An 18,457-nucleotide genomic window follows, 5' to 3' on the forward strand; every position below is an offset into this window, starting at 1 on the left:
GTAAACGAGATATAAAAATGGGGTTTTCCGACTTCCGCGCTGGTTTGCCTATGCCTTGGCCCTACAACCAACCCGCCCGATGCAACTTGCTCCAGAGGAATCCACACGCCGTCGCCGTGACCCCGATCACCACCGGATACGCGTAATGCCATTTCAACTCCGGCATGAACGTGAAGTTCATCCCGTATAGAGAGAACACCACGGTCGGCACGGCCAGGATGGCGCCCCACCCGGCCAGGCGCTTGACCACCTCGTTCTGGGTCACGGTCACCAGCGCCAGGTTGACCTGCACGGCGGTGGTCAGCATTTCGCGGACCACGTCGAGCGAGCGGACGATGCGGCTGCAGTGGTCCTCGATATCGCGGAAGTAGGCACGCAGTTCCTTCGGCACCAGGGCCTCGTGCAGGCGGATCAGTTGCCCGCAGATATCCTCCACCGGATACACCGCGTTGCGCAGCCGCAGTACCTGGTGCTTGACGTGATAGAGGCGCGCGATGGCGGCGCGGTCGAATTCGTCGCGGAAGATGCCCTGTTCCAGCGCCTCGAACGTGTCTTCGAGCTTGGTGACGATGGGCAGGTAGTGATCGACCACGAAGTCCATCAGCGCGTACAGCACATAGCCCGGACCGTTGGCCAGGCCGTGCGGATCCTGCTCGCAGCGCTCCCGCACCGGAGCATAGGTGGAACTGGCGCCGTGCCGCACCGAGACCACGTAGTTGGGGCCGACGAACAGGTGCGTCTCGCCCACCACCACTTCCTCGCCCGCGAGCTGCGCCGTATTGAGCACCACGAACACGGAATCTCCATAGCTCTCCAGCTTGGGCCGCTGGTGGGCGTCCAGCGCATCCTCCACGGCCAGGTCGTGCAGGCCGAACGCCTGCTGCACGCGCCGCAACAGGGTCAGGTCGGGTTCGTGCAGGCCGAGCCAAACGAAGGTCCCCGGCTCCGCGAGCACGGTTTCGATGGCATCGAACTCCACCGGGCCGACCTTCTTGCCGTTCCGATAGGCTGCGCAGTTGACGATGGCGCCCATATGCACTCCGCTGTGAGGGTGCGACATGCTAGCAATTCCACGCGCGCGGTGCAGCGCGTACCACGTCGCGCCGCCATATGGTCCGCATCGTCCACCCCTGAGCATTCACGGGTCGATACACCAAGATTTGTTACAGTTCGCCGGAATTCCGACGTTAGAATGACCCATTTCCACGGTCCACCGACTATGTCTCAGAAGAAATCGCCACGCTTCGAGCTGCGCAGTGGCAATGTCGACGCCCTCCTTCTCGCACTGCATAGCGCCGATACGGACGCGCTGCGGGACGACCTCCTCTCCCGCTTCGAATCGACCCCCGATTTCTTCTCCGATGACGTCGTGGCGCTGGATTTGCGCCGCCTGGAAGGCGATGACGCCGTGGCGCTGGACCGCGTGATCGAGACCCTTTCCACCCTCAACGCTCGCGCCATCGGCGTGGTGGCACGCGCCGCCCAGCGTGACTGGGCCGGTGGTTTCGGCCTGCCGCTGCTGGACAGCCAGAGCCGGCGCGGTGGCCGCGACGAGGCGGCGAAGGCCGACGTGGAAGCCGCATCCCACGCTGCGGATCACTCAGGGCAAACCCTTGGCAACGCGCCGGATGCTGACGCCGGCGTCTCTGCAGACACCGCAAATGGCACCCAGGCGGCCATTGCCGAGATCATGGCAGCGGCCACCGCTGCAGCCGGCCCGCGCAACATTCCCACCCTGATGATCGACAAGCCGCTGCGCTCGGGCCAGCAGGTCTATTCACAGGGCGATGTGGTGATCCTGGACCTGGTCAGCTACGGCGCCGAGGTAATCGCGGAAGGCAACATCCATATTTACGCCCCGTTGCGCGGCCGTGCGCTGGCGGGGGTCAAGGGCAATCCGGATGCGCGCATCTTCTGCACGTGCCTGGAACCCGAACTGATTTCCATCGCCGGCATTTACCGGACCGCGGAGCAGGCGCTCCCGGCCGACGTGCTCGGTAAATCGGCCCAGGTTCGCCTGGCAAACGAAAAACTGATCCTCGAACCGCTGCGGATGAAATAAGCAGCGCGTATCGGGGAACGAATTCCACTCAAACCGGACCATAGAGCCATGGCAAAAATCATCGTAGTGACCTCCGGCAAGGGGGGCGTTGGCAAGACCACCACCAGCGCAAGCTTCGCCGCCGGCCTGGCCCTGCGCGGCCACAAGACTGCCGTGATCGATTTCGATGTGGGCCTGCGCAACCTCGACCTCATCATGGGTTGCGAGCGCCGCGTGGTTTATGACCTGATCAACGTCGTGCAGGGAGAAGCCAACCTGCACCAGGCGCTGATCAAGGACAAGAAGTGCGAGAACCTGTTTATCCTGCCGGCCTCGCAGACGCGCGACAAGGAAGCGCTGTCGCGCGAGGGCGTGGAAAAGGTCATCAACGACCTGAAGGCAATGGATTTCGAATATATCGTCTGCGATTCGCCGGCCGGTATCGAGACCGGCGCGCTGATGGCCATGTATTTTGCCGACGAAGCGCTGATCGTGACGAATCCCGAGGTGTCGTCCGTGCGCGATTCGGACCGTATCCTGGGTATCCTGGCGTCCAAGACCAAGCGCGCCAGCGAAGGCGAACCGATCCGCGAACACCTGCTGATCACGCGTTACAACCCGAAGCGCGTGCACGGCGGCGAGATGCTGTCGCTGACCGATATCCAGGAAATCCTGCGTATCAAGCTGATCGGCGTGGTTCCGGAATCGGAAGCCGTGCTGCACGCATCGAACCAGGGCACGCCGGCCATCCATCTGGAAGGCACCGACGTGGCGGACGCCTACGGCGACGTGGTGGACCGCTTCCTGGGCAAGGACAAGCCGCTGCGTTTCACTGACTATCAAAAACCGGGGCTGCTCTCGCGCATCTTCGGCAACAAGTAAGGAGGACTCATCCACATGTCGATCCTGTCCTTCCTGTTAGGGGAAAAGAAGAAGTCCGCTTCGGTTGCCAAGGAGCGGCTGCAGATCATTCTCGCCCATGAACGCACCGGCCATTCCGCGCCGGCCGACTACCTGCCGGCACTCCAGCGCGAGCTGGTGGCCGTGATCTCCAAATACGTGAAGATCAGCGATCAGGACCTGCGCGTCAGTCTCGAACGCCAGGACAACCTGGAAGTGCTCGAAGTAAAGATCGAGATTCCCCAGGCCTGATTCAAGCGGTTACCCTGAACCGCTGAATCGCTGAATCGCTGAGCCCTTAAAATCCCGGCCCATTATCACGGGCCATTTAACGGGATTTAAGGGATAACCCTCCCCTCTCTCGCGGGGGATATTGCACCGCACGCAGCCGTCCCGTGAGACGGCTGCATGACTTTGTGCAATCGCTATTCCCTCGCCGCTTTCCAACCGCGCTGCACCAGCGTGGCGCGTGCTGCCGTGCACCAACTCCAGAGGTTTATGACAATTTGTAGCGGCAAACCAACGGATTTGCACCAAATGTCTCCTGTAGATCAAGCTTGAGTTCGGATTTATGTCGGAATCAGCCGTGTTTTGATAAATTTTCGCGGCGTTAAGAGCAAACGTCATTCAAATGGGCGCGCCGTGATCCGGTGTAGTCCAACCACAAGACAGAAAAGGAGCACCATGAAGAAATCGCTATTGGCCCTCGCACTGGGTTCGCTGTTTGCCGGCAGCGCCTTCGCACAATCGTCCGTCACGCTGTACGGTATTGTCGACCAGAGCGTCCGCTACACCACGAACTCGGATGCTGCCAATCACAGCCAGGTTCAACTGACCAACGGCGCCGTGACCAACAGCCGCTGGGGCCTGAAGGGCAGCGAAGCCCTCGGCAACAACCTGAAGGCCATCTTCCAACTGGAAAACGGCTTCGATCCGGATACCGGCCGCGCCAACCAGAGCAACCGTCTGTTCGGCCGTCAGGCTTACGTCGGTCTGTCGGGCGACTTTGGCGCCATCAAGCTGGGCCGCCAGTACACGGAAGGGTTTAACTTCTTCGGTGACTACGATCCGCTGACGATCGGCAACTACACCGCCAACGCATGGCCGTTCTTCCTGACCAAGTTCCGTAACGACAACGTCATCAGCTACTCGGGCTCCTTCCAGGGTCTGAGCGTTGGCGCCAGCTACGGCTTTGGCGAAGCACCGGGCAGCTTCACGAAGGGCACGGCCACGACCAATTCGTACTGGGGCGCGCGCGCTTCCTACGAAACCGGTCCGTTCGGCTTCGGTGGCGTGTACCAGGAAGTGCGTGACCAGGCTGGCAACAAGCAGCAAATGTGGGGCGCAGCAGGTAAGGTCGGCTTCGGCGCGGCCAAGCTGTTCGCTGGCTACATTGGCGGCAAGGACCGCACCGGCTCGCTGGACACGACCGACTGGCTGAACGCACGTGCGTACACCGGCGGCGGCACGCAGAACGCCCAGGCCAACCCGCGCAAGGACACCATCGGCTACATCGGCCTGACGTACCAGGCCACCCCGGCCCTGGCACTGACCGGCGTGTTCTACGGCGACCACATCAAGAACAAGAACGGCGTGGCCGACAATGGCGGCAACCGTTACACCGGCGTCCTGCTGGCCGAGTACTCGCTGTCGAAGCGTACCCAGGTCTATGGCACGGTGGACTTCAACAAGGTCACCGGCGGCGTGCAGACCGAACTGCCGGGCAAGAACAACCAGACCGGCGTTGCCGCTGGCATCCGCCACATTTTCTGATCGGCATTTCAGATCAGCTGATTTTGGGAAAGGCACCTTCGGGTGCCTTTTTTTATTCCTGCGCCTCCCCTATCCCGTCTTGCGCCGCGCTCTTCCGTCCGATGCCATCGGCTGGCCATGTGCGTCGACGCGCTCCAGCCGGTAGCCGTACGTATAAATGGGTTGTACCCGCACGCCGTGGCATTCCCATAATTCCAGCTTGTTGCGTACGCGCGAGATATGCGTGTCGATCGTGCGCGACATCGGCGGGATATCGCGGCCCCAGATCGCCAGCACCATGTGTTCGCGCGGCACGACGCGGTCCAGGTTACGGAACATCAGTAGCGCCAGTTCGAACTCCTTGGGCGTCAGTGTCACCAGCGCACCATGGCGCGAGACCTGGCGAGCCATGACATCGAAGGTATAGGCCCCGCATGTGAGCGGCGCCTCCTCGTTCACGCGGGCATCGGGATACGCGCGACGCAACAGCGCGGCCATGCGCGCAACAAGCTCCGTGCGCCGGATCGGCTTGACCATGTAGTCGTCGGCGCCAGCCGCCAGCGCCGCCGCCATGTCGTCTTCCTCGCCATGCCTGGCCAGGAACAGGATGGGCAGGCGCGGATCGAGATGCCGCCTGGCCCAGCGCAGTACCTCCATGCCGTCGAGGTCCGCCACCTCCCACTCCAGCAGCAGCAGGTCGAACTCGACCTTGCGCAAGGCCAGCAGCATGCGACGCCCTTCGGCGAACGTGGTGCATTCGTATCCCGCGCTGGCGCAGACATCGCGAATGCGCGCGGCATCCGCGCGATCGCCTTCGAAGGAAGCAATCCTGAAACCGAAACCTGAGGTTGTCATGCGTGGTCGTGCCCCGCCTCCGGGCACCATGAGTGGGCATGACGTCCATTAGATGCAATCCCGCCCCTAAACCATATAAGACGATGCTCATTTTTGCGTCGGGCACAAATGTTTACTTTCTTCCGCAAGGTGGCCGGCCCTACCATGGCCCGCATTACCTAGCCTCTCCGGCAGGACCAACCCAAGCGAGGAAACCGATCTTGAAGATTGCAGCGCTCGAAGATAATCCGGCGCGGGCCATGGTGCTGGAGCGCGCCCTGCATCCGGGCGGGCACAGCGTGGCGCGCTTTCGCTGCGGACAGAGCATGGTCGAGGCGATGCATCGCGAGCCCTACGACATGCTGCTGCTGGACCGCGACGTGGTGGGCACCGACGCCGACAAGCTGCTGGACTGGATTCGCCGCACGCTGGGCCACGGCGTGCCGGTGATGATGCTGGGCGAGAGCGATGCGGAGCATGTGGTGGCGCGCTGCCTCATAGCCGGCGCCGATGCCTATGTGCCGCAGCCCGCGCGGCATGCCGAGCTGCTCGCTCGCATCGAGGCGCTGGGTCGGCGCGCCGCGGTGGCCGGCCTGGGCGCGGCGCCGGTGTTCCGCGATGCCTTTACCGACGTTCCCGATCCGCTGGTCTGCGGCAAGTTCCGGTTTCGGGTAGGTCAGCGCGAGGTCTGGGTGAGGGATGTGCGCGTCACCGTATCGCCCAAGGAATATGCGCTGGCATTACTGCTGTTCCGCCACCTCGGCGCGATTGTCTCGCGGCAGATGATGGCCGAAGCGGTCTGGCACAACCCCGGCATGGACGAGCAGGCGCGCACCATCGACAGCCACTTGTCCCGCGTGCGGACCAAGCTCGGCCTGTGGCCGTTCAACGGCGTGATGCTGCGCAACGTCTACCGGATGGGCAGCCGGCTGGACTACGTCTGAGGGCTGAGTTCGCGCCGGAAAGATCCGGTCTCAGTCGGCCTTGATGCCCGCTTCCTTGACGATGCGCGCGTTCTCGGCGGATTCGGTGCGGATGGCCGCGGAGAATTGCGCCGCCGTGCCGCCCGTGGGCACTTCGCCGCCGCGCAGCAGACGCTCGCGCACCTCGGGCTCGGCCAGTGCCTTGTTCAGTTCGGCATTGAGCCGGTTGACGATGGCGGCCGGCGTCTTTCCCGGTGCGAAGATGCCGAAGGTCGAGGTGAGGTTGGCCTTCGGATAGCCCAGTTCGTCGAAGGTCGGCACGTTCGGCAGTGCTTCCAGCCGCTTGGGCGCGCCCACGGCGACGGCACGCAGGCGGCCGGCCTGCATATGCTGCGTCAGCATCGGGCTGGCGTTCGTGCTCATGACCTCGAACTGTCCGCCGAGCGCGTCGTTCATCTGCTGGCCGGCACCCTTGTAAGGAATCAGCGTGATGTCGGCTTTCGACTTCGCCTTGATCTGCTCCAGCATCACGTGACCCACGGTGCCGAGGCCCGAAGTCGCCCAGCGCACCGAACCCGGCTTGGCCTTGGATTGGGCAATGACATCCTGGAACGTCTTGCCCGTGAAGCTCGGCGTGGCAACGACCAGCACCGGCGAGTACATCACGCTCATCACGGGGGCCACATCGTGCTGCGGATCGTAGTTGACGCGGCCCACGTGCGGATTGAGCGTCAGCGGGCTGGTCGAGGCAAAGCCCAGCGTGTAGCCGTCAGGCGCGGCCTTGGCGACGGCATCGATGCCGATCGAGCCGCCAGCGCCAGCCTTGTTTTCCACCACCACCGACGTGCCCATCTGCAGCGAGAGTTTCTCGCCCAGCGCACGCGCCACGGCGTCGCTGATGCCGCCAGTCGGATAGGCCACGATCATGCGGATCGGCTTGCTCGGGTAGTTGTCGGCGGCCACGGCGGGCGCGCAGACGGTGAAGGTGGCGGAAATTGCAGTGGCAACCAGCGGCAGGAATCGGAGCGCGGCCATGGGCGGTGGGGCGTGGAGAGGTATAGGACGGGCGCCATTCTAGCCGATCGGCTATTGCACCCGAGGCCGGACTATCGCACCAGCGGATGCTCGGGCACCCACGACACGAACAATTCGTTGGCGCGATCGTAGAGACGCCAGGAGGTGCCGCACTCGCGGCAGATGAACGACATCATGCTGAAGGGCACGCCAGCGGCGCTCTGGCTCACCAGCGGGGCGGTATTGCGCAGGGCCAGGCAGGGATGCGGCTCGCGCCGGCGCGAGTCATCGGCCAGGGCAAGGCAGTGGGTGCATGCGGGACGGGAGGACATGGCGGGCGTGGGGAGCGGGGGCACGGCGGACTTCATGCCCGCCATGATGCCGCAAAACCGGGACGGAGGTCGACGCCCTGACAGGCGTGCTCCCCATCCCGTCCCGGCCGGGGCCCGTCAGGCCGCGCGGGCGCGCTCGCGCAGATCCGGCAGGAAGACGGCCAGCAGTCCCAGCAGCGGCAGGTAGGCGCACAGCGCGTAGACGGTCTGGATGCCATGCGCATCGGCCAGGCCGCCCAGCACTGCGGCGCCGATGCCGCCCATGCCGAACGCAAACCCGAAGAACAGGCCCGACACCATGCCGACCTTGCCAGGGATCAGTTCCTGCGCGAACACCAGGATGGCCGAGAACGCAGACGCCAGGATGAAGCCGATGATCACCGTCAGCACCGCCGTCCAGAACAGGTTGGCGTGCGGCAGCATCAGCGTGAACGGCGCCACGCCCAGGATCGACGCCCAGATCACGCGCTTGCGGCCAATGCGGTCACCGATCGGGCCACCCAGGATAGTGCCCAGCGCCACGGCGAACAGGAACAGGAACAGGTAGATCTGCGAGGTCTGGCGCGGCAGCCCGAACTTCTCCATGAGATAGAACGTGTAGTACGTGTTCAGGCTCGCCATGTAGAAGTACTTCGAGAAAATCAGCATCAGCAGCACGGCGATGGCGCGCACCACGGTGGATGTCGGCAGCTTGGCCACCGGCGCCGCCGCCTTCTTCTTTGCGGCACGCTCGGCCAGATGGCGTCCGTACCAGCCGCCAATCTGCCACAGCACGGCGATAGCCAGGATCGCGGCCAGCGAGAACCACGCCACGCTGCCCTGCGTATGCACGATCCACGCAGCCAGCAGCGGCCCCATGGCGCTGCCGCCATTGCCGCCCACCTGGAAAATCGACTGCGCCAGCCCATGCTGGCCGCCCGACGCCATGCGCGCCACGCGCGACGACTCCGGATGGAAGATCGACGATCCCGTACCCACCAGCGCTGCCGCCACCAAGAGCACGCCGTAGGTCGGCGCCACGGACAGCAGCAGCAGACCGCCCAGCGTGAAGCCCATGCCAATCGCCAGCGAATGCGGTTTCGGATGCTTGTCCGTGTACAGGCCGACGATGGGTTGCAGCAGCGACGCGGTGATCTGGTAAGTCAGTGTCAGCAGGCCGATCTGCGTGAAGCTCAGGTTGAAGCCGCCCTTGAGCATCGGATAGATGGCAAGGATCAGCGACTGAATCATGTCGTTGAGGAAGTGCGCGAAACTGATCGCGTACAGCACGCGAAAACGCGTGCCTTCCTCGCGCTGGGCAGCGGCGGCGCTAGGCGCCTGGGGGGCCTGGTTGACGGTTGTGCTCATGGTGCAGGGGGCGCATTGGCCAGTTGTCTCTTCTGGAAAGTGTGATGCTAATTGGCAAACAAGCGCCTGTCCTGCGAGAATGGGGCCGCAACTTTCGCAAAACGGACAGTCAGGAACCGCACGCAACATGCCACGTGATCGTCGCGCATCGCCGCGCGTCCAGCCCCCGGTGCCATGGATCGACCACGGCACACCGGGCAGCCTGCCGCTTCCTGCCGATGCCCCGCGCGATCCCCTTGCCGAAGATCGCGCCGACACCTATTCGGCCAAACCCGCCTACCTCAAGTACGACCGCAGCGAGATGCCGGTCACGGCCATGGCCGCCGACTATGTGCCAGGCCACATCACCCGTCCGCACCAGCATCCGCACGCGCAACTGATCCACGCGATGCACGGCGTGATGGTGGTGTCCACGGCAGAAGGTCAGTGGATCGTGCCGCCCACACGCGGCATGTGGATGCCCGGCGGCACGGTGCACTGGATCCGCATGGTGGGCCGCGTGCAGATGCGTACGGCCTATATCCGCCCCGATGCCGCGCCTGACCTGCCGGCGCGCTGCACGGTGCTTGGTATCTCCCCGCTATTGCGTGAGCTGATTCTCGCGGCCATCGACGTCCCCCCGGAATACGAATCCGATTCGCGCGACGGCCGGCTGATGCGGCTGCTGCTCGATGAGGTCAAGCTCGTGCCCACCCTGCCGCTGCATCTGCCCCGCCCCGGCGACGGCAGCCTGCGCGAAATCTGCGACGAGATTCTGGCCAACCCCGACACGGACCTGACACTGGCGGACTGGGGCACGCGGATCGGCGTGGACCCGAAAACCATCCAGCGGCGCTTTGCCCGCGAGACCGGCATGACGTTCGGCCAGTGGCGGCAGCAAGCCCGTCTGCTGGCCGCGCTGCAGCGGCTGGCCGCAGGAGACAAGGTGGTGGATGTGGCGCTCGACATGGGCTACGAAAGCCCCAGCGCCTTTGCGACGATGTTCCGGCGGCAATTCGGCGTGCCGCCCAGCGCGTTCTTCAAGTAGACAACTACCTGCCCGATCCCGATTACTCCGACAGGTAGCGCTCCACGAGCCGCGTCCAGTAGGCCGCGCCTACTGTCAGGTTCTCGTCGTTGAAGTCGTAGCCCGCGTTGTGCAGCAGCGGCTGGTTTGCGCCATTGCCCATCCGCACGAAGCAGCCGGGACGCTGCTGCAGGAAGTACGCAAAGTCTTCGCTACCCGCGATGCGATGGAAATTGCCGATGACGCGCTCAGGGCCCACCAGTTCTTCGGCCACCTGCTGCGCGAATGCGGTCTCGGCTTCGCTGTTGACCAGCACCGGATAACCGCGCACGTAGTCGATATCGGCCGTGGCGCCGTACCCCTCGGCATGCGCGGTCACCAATTGGCGAATCCGCGACTCCATCGACGCGCGCACCTCGGCGCTGAACGATCGCACGCTGATTTCCATGCGCGCGCTATCGGGGATGACGTTCGGGGCATGGCCCGCATGCAGCGTGCCGATGGTCACCACGGCGGTTTCATTCGGATCGACATTACGCGCGACGATGGATTGCAGCGCCATCACCAGGCTGCCTGCCACCAGGATCGGATCGATCGATTGATGCGGACGCGCCGCGTGGCCGCCCTTCCCGCGAATCGTGACATTGACCGTGTCGCACGCCGCCATGAATGGCCCCGCGCGGAACATGAAGGTACCGGCTTCGACACCTGGATGGTTATGCAGCCCGAAGATGGCGTCACACGGAAAACGCTCGAACAGGCCATCGGCCAGCATGCGCTCCGCGCCGCCACCCGCGCCAATTTCCTCGGCGGGCTGGAAGATCAGGTGGACCGTGCCGTTGAAGTGGCGAGTACGCGCCAACTGTCGCGCCGCGCCAAGCAGGATGGTCGTGTGGCCATCATGGCCGCACGCGTGCATCTTGCCTTCGTGCACGCTGGCGTACGGCAGCCCGGAGCGCTCGTGGATGGGCAGCGCATCCATATCGGCGCGAATGCCGACGCTGCGCCTGCCGCTGCCCGAGCGCAGCGTGGCGACCACACCGGTGCCCCCCACGCCGCGCGTCACGTCGTAGCCCCACCCTTCGAGCTTGCTGGCCACAAGCTCTGCAGTGCGGACTTCGTTGAACGCGAGTTCGGGATGCTGGTGAATGCTGCGACGGATGTCCTGCAACTCATCGCGCGAATCGAGCGTGTCGTGCAGGGAGCAGAACGAACGCGTGGGTGCGTCCTTGGCGATGCGGATCGAGACGGTCTTTAATATCGACTCGATTTCGGGGGCGTGTTCAGACATGGCTTGCTCTTTTTGGCTGACATGTAGAAACAGTATTTCACGCGACCCCGAAGGGTAAAACCCCGATTGCCGATTTCGTGCGAAAGCGCCCCAAATGGCCCCAAAACTGTTGCCCTTAACGGACGCTTTGTTTGCAAACGCGACGCTTTGAAAGACGATGTTTCAGCGGGGAACCCTCAGCACGCCGATTTTCCCCGTTATTTTTCATATGACGATATCTCGCGCAGTCCGCGCAATGGATCACTCGTCAATCAGCGCTGCGCGTAAGCCACCACTGCCTGCCGCTGCTCGCCGAGTCCTTCGATGCCGAGCGTCATCACATCGCCGGCCTTCAGATAACGCGGCGGCTTGAAGCCCATGCCCACCCCAGGCGGCGTGCCGGTGGCGATCAGGTCGCCGGGCTCCAGCGTCATGAAACGGCTCACATAGCTGACCACCGTCGCCACGTCGAAGACCATGGTCGCGGTGCTGCCTTTCTGCATGCGCTCGCCGTTGACGTCCAGCCACATGCCCAGCTTCTGCGGATCGGGCACTTCATCGCGCGTGACCAGCCACGGGCCAGTCGGGCAGAACGTGTCGCAGCCCTTGCCCTTGTCCCAGGTGCCGCCGCGCTCCAACTGGAACTCGCGTTCCGAGACATCGTTGACCACGCAGTAGCCGGCCACATGCTCCAGCGCCTGCGCCTTCGAGACATTGCGCGCCGTGGTGCCGATGACCACGCCAAGCTCCACTTCCCAATCCGTCTTCACCGATTCAAACGGCAGCATCACCGCATCGTCCGGCGCGTTCAGCGAGGTCGTGGCCTTCAGGAACACGATGGGCTCGGCAGGCAACGGCATGCCGGCCTCGGCGGCGTGGTCGGCATAGTTCAGGCCGATGGCGATGATCTTGCCGACGCCGGTCCAGGGCACGCCGTGGCGCTGGCCTTCCAGCACGGGCAGCGTGGCCGGATCGAGCGCCGCCAGCCTGGCCAGCGCGGCCGGCGCCAGCTGATCCGGACCGATACCCTCCACCATGCCCGACAGGTCGCGCACGCGGCCGTCTCGGTCGATCAGGCCAGGGCGCTCGGCACCGGGATTTCCTACGCGGACCAGTTTCATCGTTCTGCTCTCTCGTTTATTGCGGGGGAAATAGGGAGATCAACCGAATCAGCGTGCGCCGAGCAGTTCCTCGATCTTGGCCACGAACTGCTTGTCGTCGGGCTTGACCATGCTGTTGAAGCTGCCCACCACGTTGCCCTTGCGATCGATCAGGTACTTGTAGAAATTCCACTTCGGCGCCGTGCCAGACTCCTTGGCCAGCAGCGCGTACATCGGATTGGCTTCGTTGCCGCGTACGTGGGACTTGCCCAGCATCGGGAACTTGACGCCGTAGGTGTTGTAGCAGAAGTCCGAGATTTCCTTCGAGGAGCCCGGCTCCTGCGAGAAATCGTTCGACGGAAAGCCCAGCACCACCAGGCCACGGTCGCGGTACTTGGCGTACAACTGCTCCAGGCCCTCGTACTGCGGCGTGAATCCGCAGTAGCTCGCCGTGTTCACCACCAATACGACCTTGCCGGCGTACTGGCAAAGGTTCTGCGGCGATTCGTCCTGCAGGCGCGGAAACCGGAAATCCAGCGTAGCCGGACAGCTGCCGCCCTGCGTGGCCGAGACGGTGATCTTTTCCACGCCCTTGCCGGCGGCGCGAGCCGGGCTGGGCAGCAGGCTGGCGATGGCGGCCGCCCCCAACGCGCCCATCAGCGCCAGGCGCTGGAGCCGCTTGATGTTTACGGCTTGGGCCGAGGTTCGCGGACGGGACAGGTGGCGAGGCATCGTTTTCAGGCTCCATCGAAGGGGAATGGAGGCAAGTCTACGCGCTCGGCAAAAAGGCGTCATGGCGCGGAGCGGCAAAGACGCCACATGGACCGTCGTCGGCTCAGGTTGGCATCGGCGGCACCTGATAGTGGCCGGGTTGGAGCAGGTCCAGCCCGCACTGCAACTGGTCTACCCAGTCAATGAAGCGATTGACCATCTCGCGGCCTCGGAACGATGGGCCGTGCTGGGGCACGATCCATTCGATATCCATGGTCCGCGCCATCGCGGCCCACAGCCGGCAGGCGCGGTTGCCGCTCATGTAGCGGCGGTGGAACCCCAGCATCTTCGGGGCATGAGCGTCGAAATCGGTCACCACCATGGCGGCTTCTTCCCCGGATGTCATGGAAGCCCCGAGGTCGCCCGAGAACAGGATCTTGCTGCGCGGATCGTAGAACTGGAAATTGCCTTCGGAATGCAGGAAGTGCGCGGGTACGCAGACCAGATGGCTGTCGCCGATCGGCAGCACCATGCCGGCGTCCGGAATCGCCTGGATACGGCCCGCCGTCTTGCCCTGCTGGCAGAAATGCGGAAGAAAGCGCGCCCAGATCTGCGAGATCAGCACGCGGCTGTCGGACGCCGTCAGCCAGCGCCCCACCGACGCCACGATGTCCGGGTCCGCATGCGATGCCAGCACGTAGTCGAGCCGCTTGGGCGGGAAGTACCGGGCGATGGTCAGGAAGAGCTCGTTATAGGTCATCTGCCCGCCCGGGTCGATCAACGCGGCATGACCGTTATTGACCACCAGGAACTGATTGCTCTGGACGGCCTCGCCCTCACCCTCGTCCACCAGATCCGTGAATGCCAGGCACACGTGGCCGTCCGCTTCGTACAACACATTGCTCATGATCCCACTCCCGCCGTTATCGGTTTGCCGTGATAGGCCAATGGGCGAAAGTAATGAGGCGTGAGCGTTTCCCTCTTGACGGCGATCAAACGAGGCGCGAAGCGGCAATTACTCCATCTGAATCTTTGCGGCGTGTTCGGTCACGCTGCTGCGCAGTTCCAGATCCGGCATGCGCCGTACAATCAGCAGCGCGATGATGGCCGCCACCGCGCCCGCCGCAAAAATCAGGTGGAAACCGGACTCCACGCCGCCCGCGAGCACCTGCCGCACGGCGGGCGACAACTGCGCCATCGCCTCGCTGCCATGGCGCAGCGCGCCCAAATCCAGCGCCTGCGTGACGCCCGCCGTGGCAAGGGCGCCACGGAACTCCATGGCCAGCAGCGTGCCGGCCAGCGCGCCGCCCACGGCGCTGCCCAAGGAGCGCAGCACCAGCAGGGCGCCTGTGCCAGCGCCCATGTCGCGGCGCTCCAGCGCGTTCTGCACGCTGATCAGCGTACCGACCATCGCCATGCCCAGGCCGATCCCTGCCACCGTCATCGCCACCAGCACCAGCGCCGTGGGCACGGCTGCCGTCACCGTCGCCAGCGAGACCAGCCCCACGGCCGCCGCCACGTAGCCCCCGGTCAGGATGCCGCGCATGCGCCCCAGCCGGGGCGCCAGCCACGCCACCACGAAGTTGCCGGCCACGGTGGACAGCAGGAACGGCACCACCAGCAGGCCCGACATCGACGCGTCGGCATCGCGCACCAACTGGAAATGCAGTGGCAGGGCGAAGATGCACAGGAAGATATTGAGCGCGGCCAGTGCCGAGGCGCCCACGCCCATCACATAGGCCCGGTTGCGGAACAGCCGGGGCGGCAGCATGGCATCGGGCGCGCGGCGCTCCTGCCAGGCCAGCAATGCCACGGCAGCCAGCGTGAGCAGCAGCAGGCCAGCCATCTCCATTGAGATCCAGTCGAAGGCCTCGCCTGCCCAGCTCATTGCCAGCAGGAAGGCGACGATGGCCACGGCCAGCAGGAAGGCGCCGAGCCAGTCCACTCGCGGCTTGCCGCCGCGTGGGCGCAGTTGCGACAACCCGCGATAGCACAGGCCCATGGCCAGCAGCCCCAGCGGCACGTTGATCCAGAACAGCCAGCGCCAGGACATGTGGTCCGACACCCAGCCGCCCACCAGCGGCCCGGCAATCGACGACACCGCCCAGACCGTGGCCAGGTAGCCCTGGTAGCGGCCGCGCTGGCGCGGTGCCACCACATCGGCAATAGCGGCCTGCGCCAGTGACATCAGGCCACCGCCACCCACGCCCTGCAACGCCCGAAACAAGATCAGCTGCGTCAGCGACTGCGCCATGGCACAGGCCACGGACGCCGCGATGAACAGCGTGATGGCGACCATCAACAGGCGCCGCCGCCCAAAGCTGTCGGAGAGCTTGCCGTACAGCGGCGTGGTCACCGTGGAGACGATCAGGTAGGCCGTGACGATCCAGGACAGGTGGCCGAAGCCGTTCAGGTCAGTGGCGATGGCCGGCACGGCCGGGATCACCACGGTCTGGTCCAGCGCGGCCAGCAGGATGCAAAGCACGATGCCGCCGATCACGCGCATGATCGCGGCGTGGTCGTGGATGGCTGGTGGGGCGTCAGGGGCGGCTTGGGAGGCTGGGGCGGCTTGGGAGGCTGGGGCGGTTTGCGTGGAGGCGGACGGCGACATGCAGATGGGCGGCGGCAGGGCAGCGGGAGCTAAGGCAAAGGACAAGCCGCACGTCAAACCCTGCGGCCTTATTCAGTAACCGCATAATTATATGCATGCTTAGCATTTGGCGCAGCCTCGCTGACCAGACATGCGCCAGCACCGTTCCACACGCGCCTGCCCCAGGCGCGTGCTTCGTCACAAGGTGGGAGGTGGCCTAGCGGGTGCCCCCGGTAATGTACTGTTCGAGTTGCTCGATCACAAAGCGCTGCTCGCTGATGATGTTGTTCACCAGGTCGCCAATGGACAACATGCCGAGCAGTTCCTCGCCCTCCATGACCGGCAGGTGACGCATCCGGTGCCGCGTCATCAACGCCATGCAGTCGTCGGTGGTCTGATCCCCCCGCACGTAGATCACTGCCGAGGTCATGATTTCGCGCACCAGCGTTTCACGCGATGTCCGTTGCATCAGGATCACCTTGCGCGCGTAATCCCGCTCGCTCAGGATGCCGACGATTTTTTGATGTTCCATCACCAGCAGTGCGCCGATTCCCTTGTCGGCCATGAGCTGTAGCGCGGAATAGACCGTGGCCGTGGGTGGGATGCTGTAGATGGCCCGAGATGCCTTGTGTTCCAGAACCTGCCGTGCGGTTTTCATTGTCACCGACTCCTTGTTGCCGTCTTGGAAACAGTCTTTGCCGTGGCCCAATGGTCTCGCTGCGCCGCGCAACGCTGCTGCGCCCCCGGGTGTCAGGCCACGTTTGTTCAGATTAGCAAAGGAACGGCGATGCTTACAGGGTGACTTTCACGAATCTTTGTAAGCATTCCCGACGCGGGCTAGGCCGGCTGACTGATCAAGTGCGGACGCCGCATCCAAAGCCGGCCCAGGCGAGCGAGGTCGGGCGGCAGGTCGGCATCGGCAGACCCATGCATCAACAGTGTCTGACGCAGCCGGGGGCAGCGGCTGGCAACGAAGGCGATATCGTCGACATAGCCCAGCTCCAGCAGCGTGTCCGCCTTGTCGAACACCACGGTATTGATGGCGCGCAGGTCGAGCGTCGCGGCGTCGACGTGGTCGAGCAGGCGTCCTGGCGTTCCCACAACGATATGCGCGCCGTGGATCAGGCTGTCGATCTGCATCCGCATCGGCGCGCCATGGCAGAGCATCGCCACCTTGATATGCCCCAGGGACTGGGCAAGACCGCGCATGCATCGCGCCACGCGATCTGCGGCATCTGGCGTAGGACAGAGCCATAGTGCCTGGACATCGAAACGCCGGGCATCGAGCCGGTGGAGCACGGCAAGGGCCAGTGCGAGTTCGCTATCGGCGTCGCTGTCATTCGTCTGGCGATCCCGCCGGACCTGCACGATCACGTCGCGCCCGGACAGCGCCGCAGGCAGCATCGAAGCCTGCAGCGGCGTCATGGCGTCGTGGCCCAGACGGGCAAGCGCGTCGAGCCAGTCCGGCGCCAGGGGCAGCGTGGCGTAGGGCGCGCCCGCCTGTGCCGGGGAAATACTGCGGCGCGAGGCCTGGTGAATCGACGCTACCGGCATCGCGGTGCACCTCGCCTACGTGGCAGCGCGGCCAGTGGCCTTCGCAGCAGGTTTCTTTTTCGCAGGCACCTTGGCTGGCGTCCTGGCCGCAGTCTTGGTGGATGGCTTGGCCGACTTCGCAGGCGCCTTCGCCGCAGCACTCACTGGCGCGGCCTTCGACACGGCGGCCTTCACCGGCATCTTCACCGCCACCTTCACCGCCACCTTCACCGCCACCTTCACCGGCACAGTCTCCGTCGGCGTCCAGCCGAGCCGCTCCAGCAACCCGCCTGCCGCCGCGGGCGCGTGGACCTTGGCGCCGTTGATGAAGAACAGGTACACGGGCTGCGCCTTGCGCGCCTTGGCCGCCGATGTCTCTACGCGCGGCAGGTCATCCGGTGCCTTGCCGCTCGCCCACGCCGCGGCGCGCGCCGCCCATCGATCGAGATCCTTGGCCGCGTAGCCGGTGGCGATGTCTTCCTGCGCGTTCATCAGCCGCGCGTAGACGAAATCGGCGGTCTGGTCGGCAAAGGACGGGAATTTTGGTGAATCGGTGAAAACGGTGCCGGCCTTGTACTTGCGCGCGAGCTTTAGGTAGTCATCGCACATGAAGCTGTCGTGGCGCACCTCCAGCACGTGGCGGAGCGTCACGCCCTCGACCGAATCCGGCAACAGTGTCAGGAAAGCCTCGAAATCGTCAGCAACAAACTGCTTGGTCGGCGCGAACTGCCACACCACCGGACCCAGTTTGTCTCCGAGTTCAGCAATGCCGCTGTCAATGAAACGATGGATCGAGTCAGCCCCTTCGGCCAGAATACGGCGATTGGTAGCAAAGCGCGACGCCTTGACCGAGAACACGAAGCCGTCCGGCGTGGCATCGCGCCAGTTGGCGAACGACGACCGCTTCTGCGTGCCGTGATACGTGCTGTTGATCTCGATGGCGGTCAGGTGACGGCTCGCATATTCGAGCTCGCGCGCCTGCGCCAGTCCCGCCGGATAGAAGCTGTCGCGCCACGGCGCAAAATTCCAGCCACCGATACCAATGTGAATCTGTGTCGCCGCCTTTGCTCCGCCCTTGCTAACCGCCATGGCCGATTCTCCACG

Annotated in this window: 19 protein-coding genes; 6 read left to right on the forward strand and 13 right to left on the reverse strand. The window is 64.4% G+C overall.

Annotated features, from left to right (window positions below; genetic code table 11):
- Positions 1–61 precede the first annotated feature (61 nt).
- Positions 62–1,033: a magnesium and cobalt transport protein CorA gene (locus FFS21_RS16260; RefSeq protein ID WP_137925867.1), complete on the reverse strand. Its 972-nt coding sequence runs from the start codon at positions 1,031–1,033 to the stop codon at positions 62–64.
- 186 nt (positions 1,034–1,219) lie between these two features.
- Here FFS21_RS16260 and minC point away from each other — a divergent pair, with 186 nt between their 5' ends.
- The 4 genes from minC to FFS21_RS16280 all read left to right on the forward strand — a co-directional run bounded on the left by minC (position 1,220) and on the right by FFS21_RS16280 (position 4,714).
- Positions 1,220–2,062 (forward strand): septum site-determining protein MinC, encoded by an 843-nt coding sequence (gene minC / locus FFS21_RS16265; protein WP_137925819.1) that lies wholly within the window; start codon positions 1,220–1,222, stop codon positions 2,060–2,062.
- A gap of 48 nt (positions 2,063–2,110) precedes the next feature.
- A complete protein-coding gene (gene minD, locus FFS21_RS16270) occupies positions 2,111–2,923 on the forward strand; it encodes a septum site-determining protein MinD (RefSeq protein WP_137925820.1) in 813 nt (270 codons plus the stop codon).
- Positions 2,924–2,938: 15 nt separating this feature from the next.
- On the forward strand, positions 2,939–3,193 hold the full coding sequence (gene minE / locus FFS21_RS16275; RefSeq protein WP_061959726.1) for a cell division topological specificity factor MinE: 255 nt from the start codon (positions 2,939–2,941) through the stop codon (positions 3,191–3,193).
- Positions 3,194–3,625: 432 nt separating this feature from the next.
- On the forward strand, positions 3,626–4,714 hold the full coding sequence (locus FFS21_RS16280; protein WP_137925821.1) for a porin: 1,089 nt from the start codon (positions 3,626–3,628) through the stop codon (positions 4,712–4,714).
- A gap of 69 nt (positions 4,715–4,783) precedes the next feature.
- Here the strand turns inward: FFS21_RS16280 and FFS21_RS16285 are convergent, their stop codons facing one another.
- A complete protein-coding gene (locus FFS21_RS16285; RefSeq protein WP_137925822.1) occupies positions 4,784–5,548 on the reverse strand; it encodes a response regulator transcription factor in 765 nt (254 codons plus the stop codon).
- A 200-nt stretch (positions 5,549–5,748) separates the two neighbouring features.
- On the opposite strand from FFS21_RS16285, the gene FFS21_RS16290 reads away from it, so the two are divergent.
- Complete coding sequence (locus tag FFS21_RS16290; protein ID WP_137925823.1) at positions 5,749–6,471, forward strand: response regulator transcription factor; 723 nt, start codon at positions 5,749–5,751, stop codon at positions 6,469–6,471.
- 30 nt (positions 6,472–6,501) lie between these two features.
- Here FFS21_RS16290 and FFS21_RS16295 read toward each other — a convergent pair whose 3' ends face one another.
- The 3 genes from FFS21_RS16295 to FFS21_RS16305 all read right to left on the reverse strand — a co-directional run bounded on the left by FFS21_RS16295 (position 6,502) and on the right by FFS21_RS16305 (position 9,143).
- Positions 6,502–7,485 (reverse strand): Bug family tripartite tricarboxylate transporter substrate binding protein, encoded by a 984-nt coding sequence (locus tag FFS21_RS16295; RefSeq protein ID WP_137925824.1) that lies wholly within the window; start codon positions 7,483–7,485, stop codon positions 6,502–6,504.
- Positions 7,486–7,556: 71 nt separating this feature from the next.
- Positions 7,557–7,841, reverse strand: coding sequence for a hypothetical protein (locus tag FFS21_RS16300; RefSeq protein WP_137925825.1), 285 nt, complete (start codon positions 7,839–7,841; stop codon positions 7,557–7,559).
- A gap of 72 nt (positions 7,842–7,913) precedes the next feature.
- Entirely contained in the window at positions 7,914–9,143 is a 1,230-nt protein-coding gene (locus tag FFS21_RS16305) for an MFS transporter (RefSeq protein WP_137925826.1), read from the reverse strand.
- Positions 9,144–9,270: 127 nt separating this feature from the next.
- On the opposite strand from FFS21_RS16305, the gene FFS21_RS16310 reads away from it, so the two are divergent.
- On the forward strand, positions 9,271–10,170 hold the full coding sequence (locus FFS21_RS16310) for an AraC family transcriptional regulator (RefSeq protein WP_137925827.1): 900 nt from the start codon (positions 9,271–9,273) through the stop codon (positions 10,168–10,170).
- A 22-nt stretch (positions 10,171–10,192) separates the two neighbouring features.
- Here the strand turns inward: FFS21_RS16310 and FFS21_RS16315 are convergent, their stop codons facing one another.
- From FFS21_RS16315 to FFS21_RS16350, 8 genes are all read right to left on the reverse strand, one after another.
- A complete protein-coding gene (locus tag FFS21_RS16315; RefSeq protein WP_137925828.1) occupies positions 10,193–11,440 on the reverse strand; it encodes a M20 aminoacylase family protein in 1,248 nt (415 codons plus the stop codon).
- Positions 11,441–11,691: 251 nt separating this feature from the next.
- A complete protein-coding gene (locus tag FFS21_RS16320; RefSeq protein WP_137925829.1) occupies positions 11,692–12,540 on the reverse strand; it encodes a fumarylacetoacetate hydrolase family protein in 849 nt (282 codons plus the stop codon).
- Positions 12,541–12,588: 48 nt separating this feature from the next.
- The gene (locus FFS21_RS16325) at positions 12,589–13,251 is read right to left on the reverse strand and encodes a glutathione peroxidase (RefSeq protein ID WP_502705180.1); all 663 of its coding nucleotides are present in this window, start codon (positions 13,249–13,251) and stop codon (positions 12,589–12,591) included.
- Positions 13,252–13,354: 103 nt separating this feature from the next.
- Positions 13,355–14,137, reverse strand: a complete 783-nt coding sequence (locus tag FFS21_RS16330; RefSeq protein ID WP_137925830.1) for an oxygen-binding di-iron domain-containing protein — start codon at positions 14,135–14,137, stop codon at positions 13,355–13,357.
- A 108-nt stretch (positions 14,138–14,245) separates the two neighbouring features.
- On the reverse strand, positions 14,246–15,736 hold the full coding sequence (locus FFS21_RS16335; RefSeq protein WP_137925869.1) for an MDR family MFS transporter: 1,491 nt from the start codon (positions 15,734–15,736) through the stop codon (positions 14,246–14,248).
- A gap of 301 nt (positions 15,737–16,037) precedes the next feature.
- Entirely contained in the window at positions 16,038–16,478 is a 441-nt protein-coding gene (locus FFS21_RS16340; RefSeq protein ID WP_137925831.1) for a CBS domain-containing protein, read from the reverse strand.
- Between the two features lie 179 nt (positions 16,479–16,657).
- A complete protein-coding gene (locus tag FFS21_RS16345; RefSeq protein WP_137925832.1) occupies positions 16,658–17,374 on the reverse strand; it encodes a DEAD/DEAH box helicase in 717 nt (238 codons plus the stop codon).
- 15 nt (positions 17,375–17,389) lie between these two features.
- Positions 17,390–18,442: a DUF72 domain-containing protein gene (locus FFS21_RS16350; protein WP_137925833.1), complete on the reverse strand. Its 1,053-nt coding sequence runs from the start codon at positions 18,440–18,442 to the stop codon at positions 17,390–17,392.
- Positions 18,443–18,457: the final 15 nt, after the last annotated feature.

The organism is Cupriavidus sp. 2SB, from assembly GCF_005503625.1.
Classification (GTDB): domain Bacteria; phylum Pseudomonadota; class Gammaproteobacteria; order Burkholderiales; family Burkholderiaceae; genus Cupriavidus.

What these genes read in the sequence shown, in the direction of transcription:
- minC (WP_137925819.1), top strand. Translation starts at nt 1,220, where the DNA reads ATGTCTCAGAAGAAATCGCCACGCTTCGAGCTGCGCAGTGGCAATGTC.
- FFS21_RS16305 (WP_137925826.1), bottom strand. Translation starts at nt 9,143, where the DNA reads ATGAGCACAACCGTCAACCAGGCCCCCCAGGCGCCTAGCGCCGCCGCT.
- FFS21_RS16340 (WP_137925831.1), bottom strand. Translation starts at nt 16,478, where the DNA reads ATGAAAACCGCACGGCAGGTTCTGGAACACAAGGCATCTCGGGCCATC.
- FFS21_RS16310 (WP_137925827.1), top strand. Translation starts at nt 9,271, where the DNA reads ATGCCACGTGATCGTCGCGCATCGCCGCGCGTCCAGCCCCCGGTGCCA.
- FFS21_RS16315 (WP_137925828.1), bottom strand. Translation starts at nt 11,440, where the DNA reads ATGTCTGAACACGCCCCCGAAATCGAGTCGATATTAAAGACCGTCTCG.
- FFS21_RS16330 (WP_137925830.1), bottom strand. Translation starts at nt 14,137, where the DNA reads ATGAGCAATGTGTTGTACGAAGCGGACGGCCACGTGTGCCTGGCATTC.
- FFS21_RS16320 (WP_137925829.1), bottom strand. Translation starts at nt 12,540, where the DNA reads ATGAAACTGGTCCGCGTAGGAAATCCCGGTGCCGAGCGCCCTGGCCTG.
- FFS21_RS16280 (WP_137925821.1), top strand. Translation starts at nt 3,626, where the DNA reads ATGAAGAAATCGCTATTGGCCCTCGCACTGGGTTCGCTGTTTGCCGGC.
- minE (WP_061959726.1), top strand. Translation starts at nt 2,939, where the DNA reads ATGTCGATCCTGTCCTTCCTGTTAGGGGAAAAGAAGAAGTCCGCTTCG.
- minD (WP_137925820.1), top strand. Translation starts at nt 2,111, where the DNA reads ATGGCAAAAATCATCGTAGTGACCTCCGGCAAGGGGGGCGTTGGCAAG.
- FFS21_RS16260 (WP_137925867.1), bottom strand. Translation starts at nt 1,033, where the DNA reads ATGGGCGCCATCGTCAACTGCGCAGCCTATCGGAACGGCAAGAAGGTC.
- FFS21_RS16285 (WP_137925822.1), bottom strand. Translation starts at nt 5,548, where the DNA reads ATGACAACCTCAGGTTTCGGTTTCAGGATTGCTTCCTTCGAAGGCGAT.
- FFS21_RS16350 (WP_137925833.1), bottom strand. Translation starts at nt 18,442, where the DNA reads ATGGCGGTTAGCAAGGGCGGAGCAAAGGCGGCGACACAGATTCACATT.
- FFS21_RS16345 (WP_137925832.1), bottom strand. Translation starts at nt 17,374, where the DNA reads ATGCCGGTAGCGTCGATTCACCAGGCCTCGCGCCGCAGTATTTCCCCG.
- FFS21_RS16300 (WP_137925825.1), bottom strand. Translation starts at nt 7,841, where the DNA reads ATGGCGGGCATGAAGTCCGCCGTGCCCCCGCTCCCCACGCCCGCCATG.
- FFS21_RS16335 (WP_137925869.1), bottom strand. Translation starts at nt 15,736, where the DNA reads ATGCGCGTGATCGGCGGCATCGTGCTTTGCATCCTGCTGGCCGCGCTG.
- FFS21_RS16295 (WP_137925824.1), bottom strand. Translation starts at nt 7,485, where the DNA reads ATGGCCGCGCTCCGATTCCTGCCGCTGGTTGCCACTGCAATTTCCGCC.
- FFS21_RS16325 (WP_502705180.1), bottom strand. Translation starts at nt 13,251, where the DNA reads ATGCCTCGCCACCTGTCCCGTCCGCGAACCTCGGCCCAAGCCGTAAAC.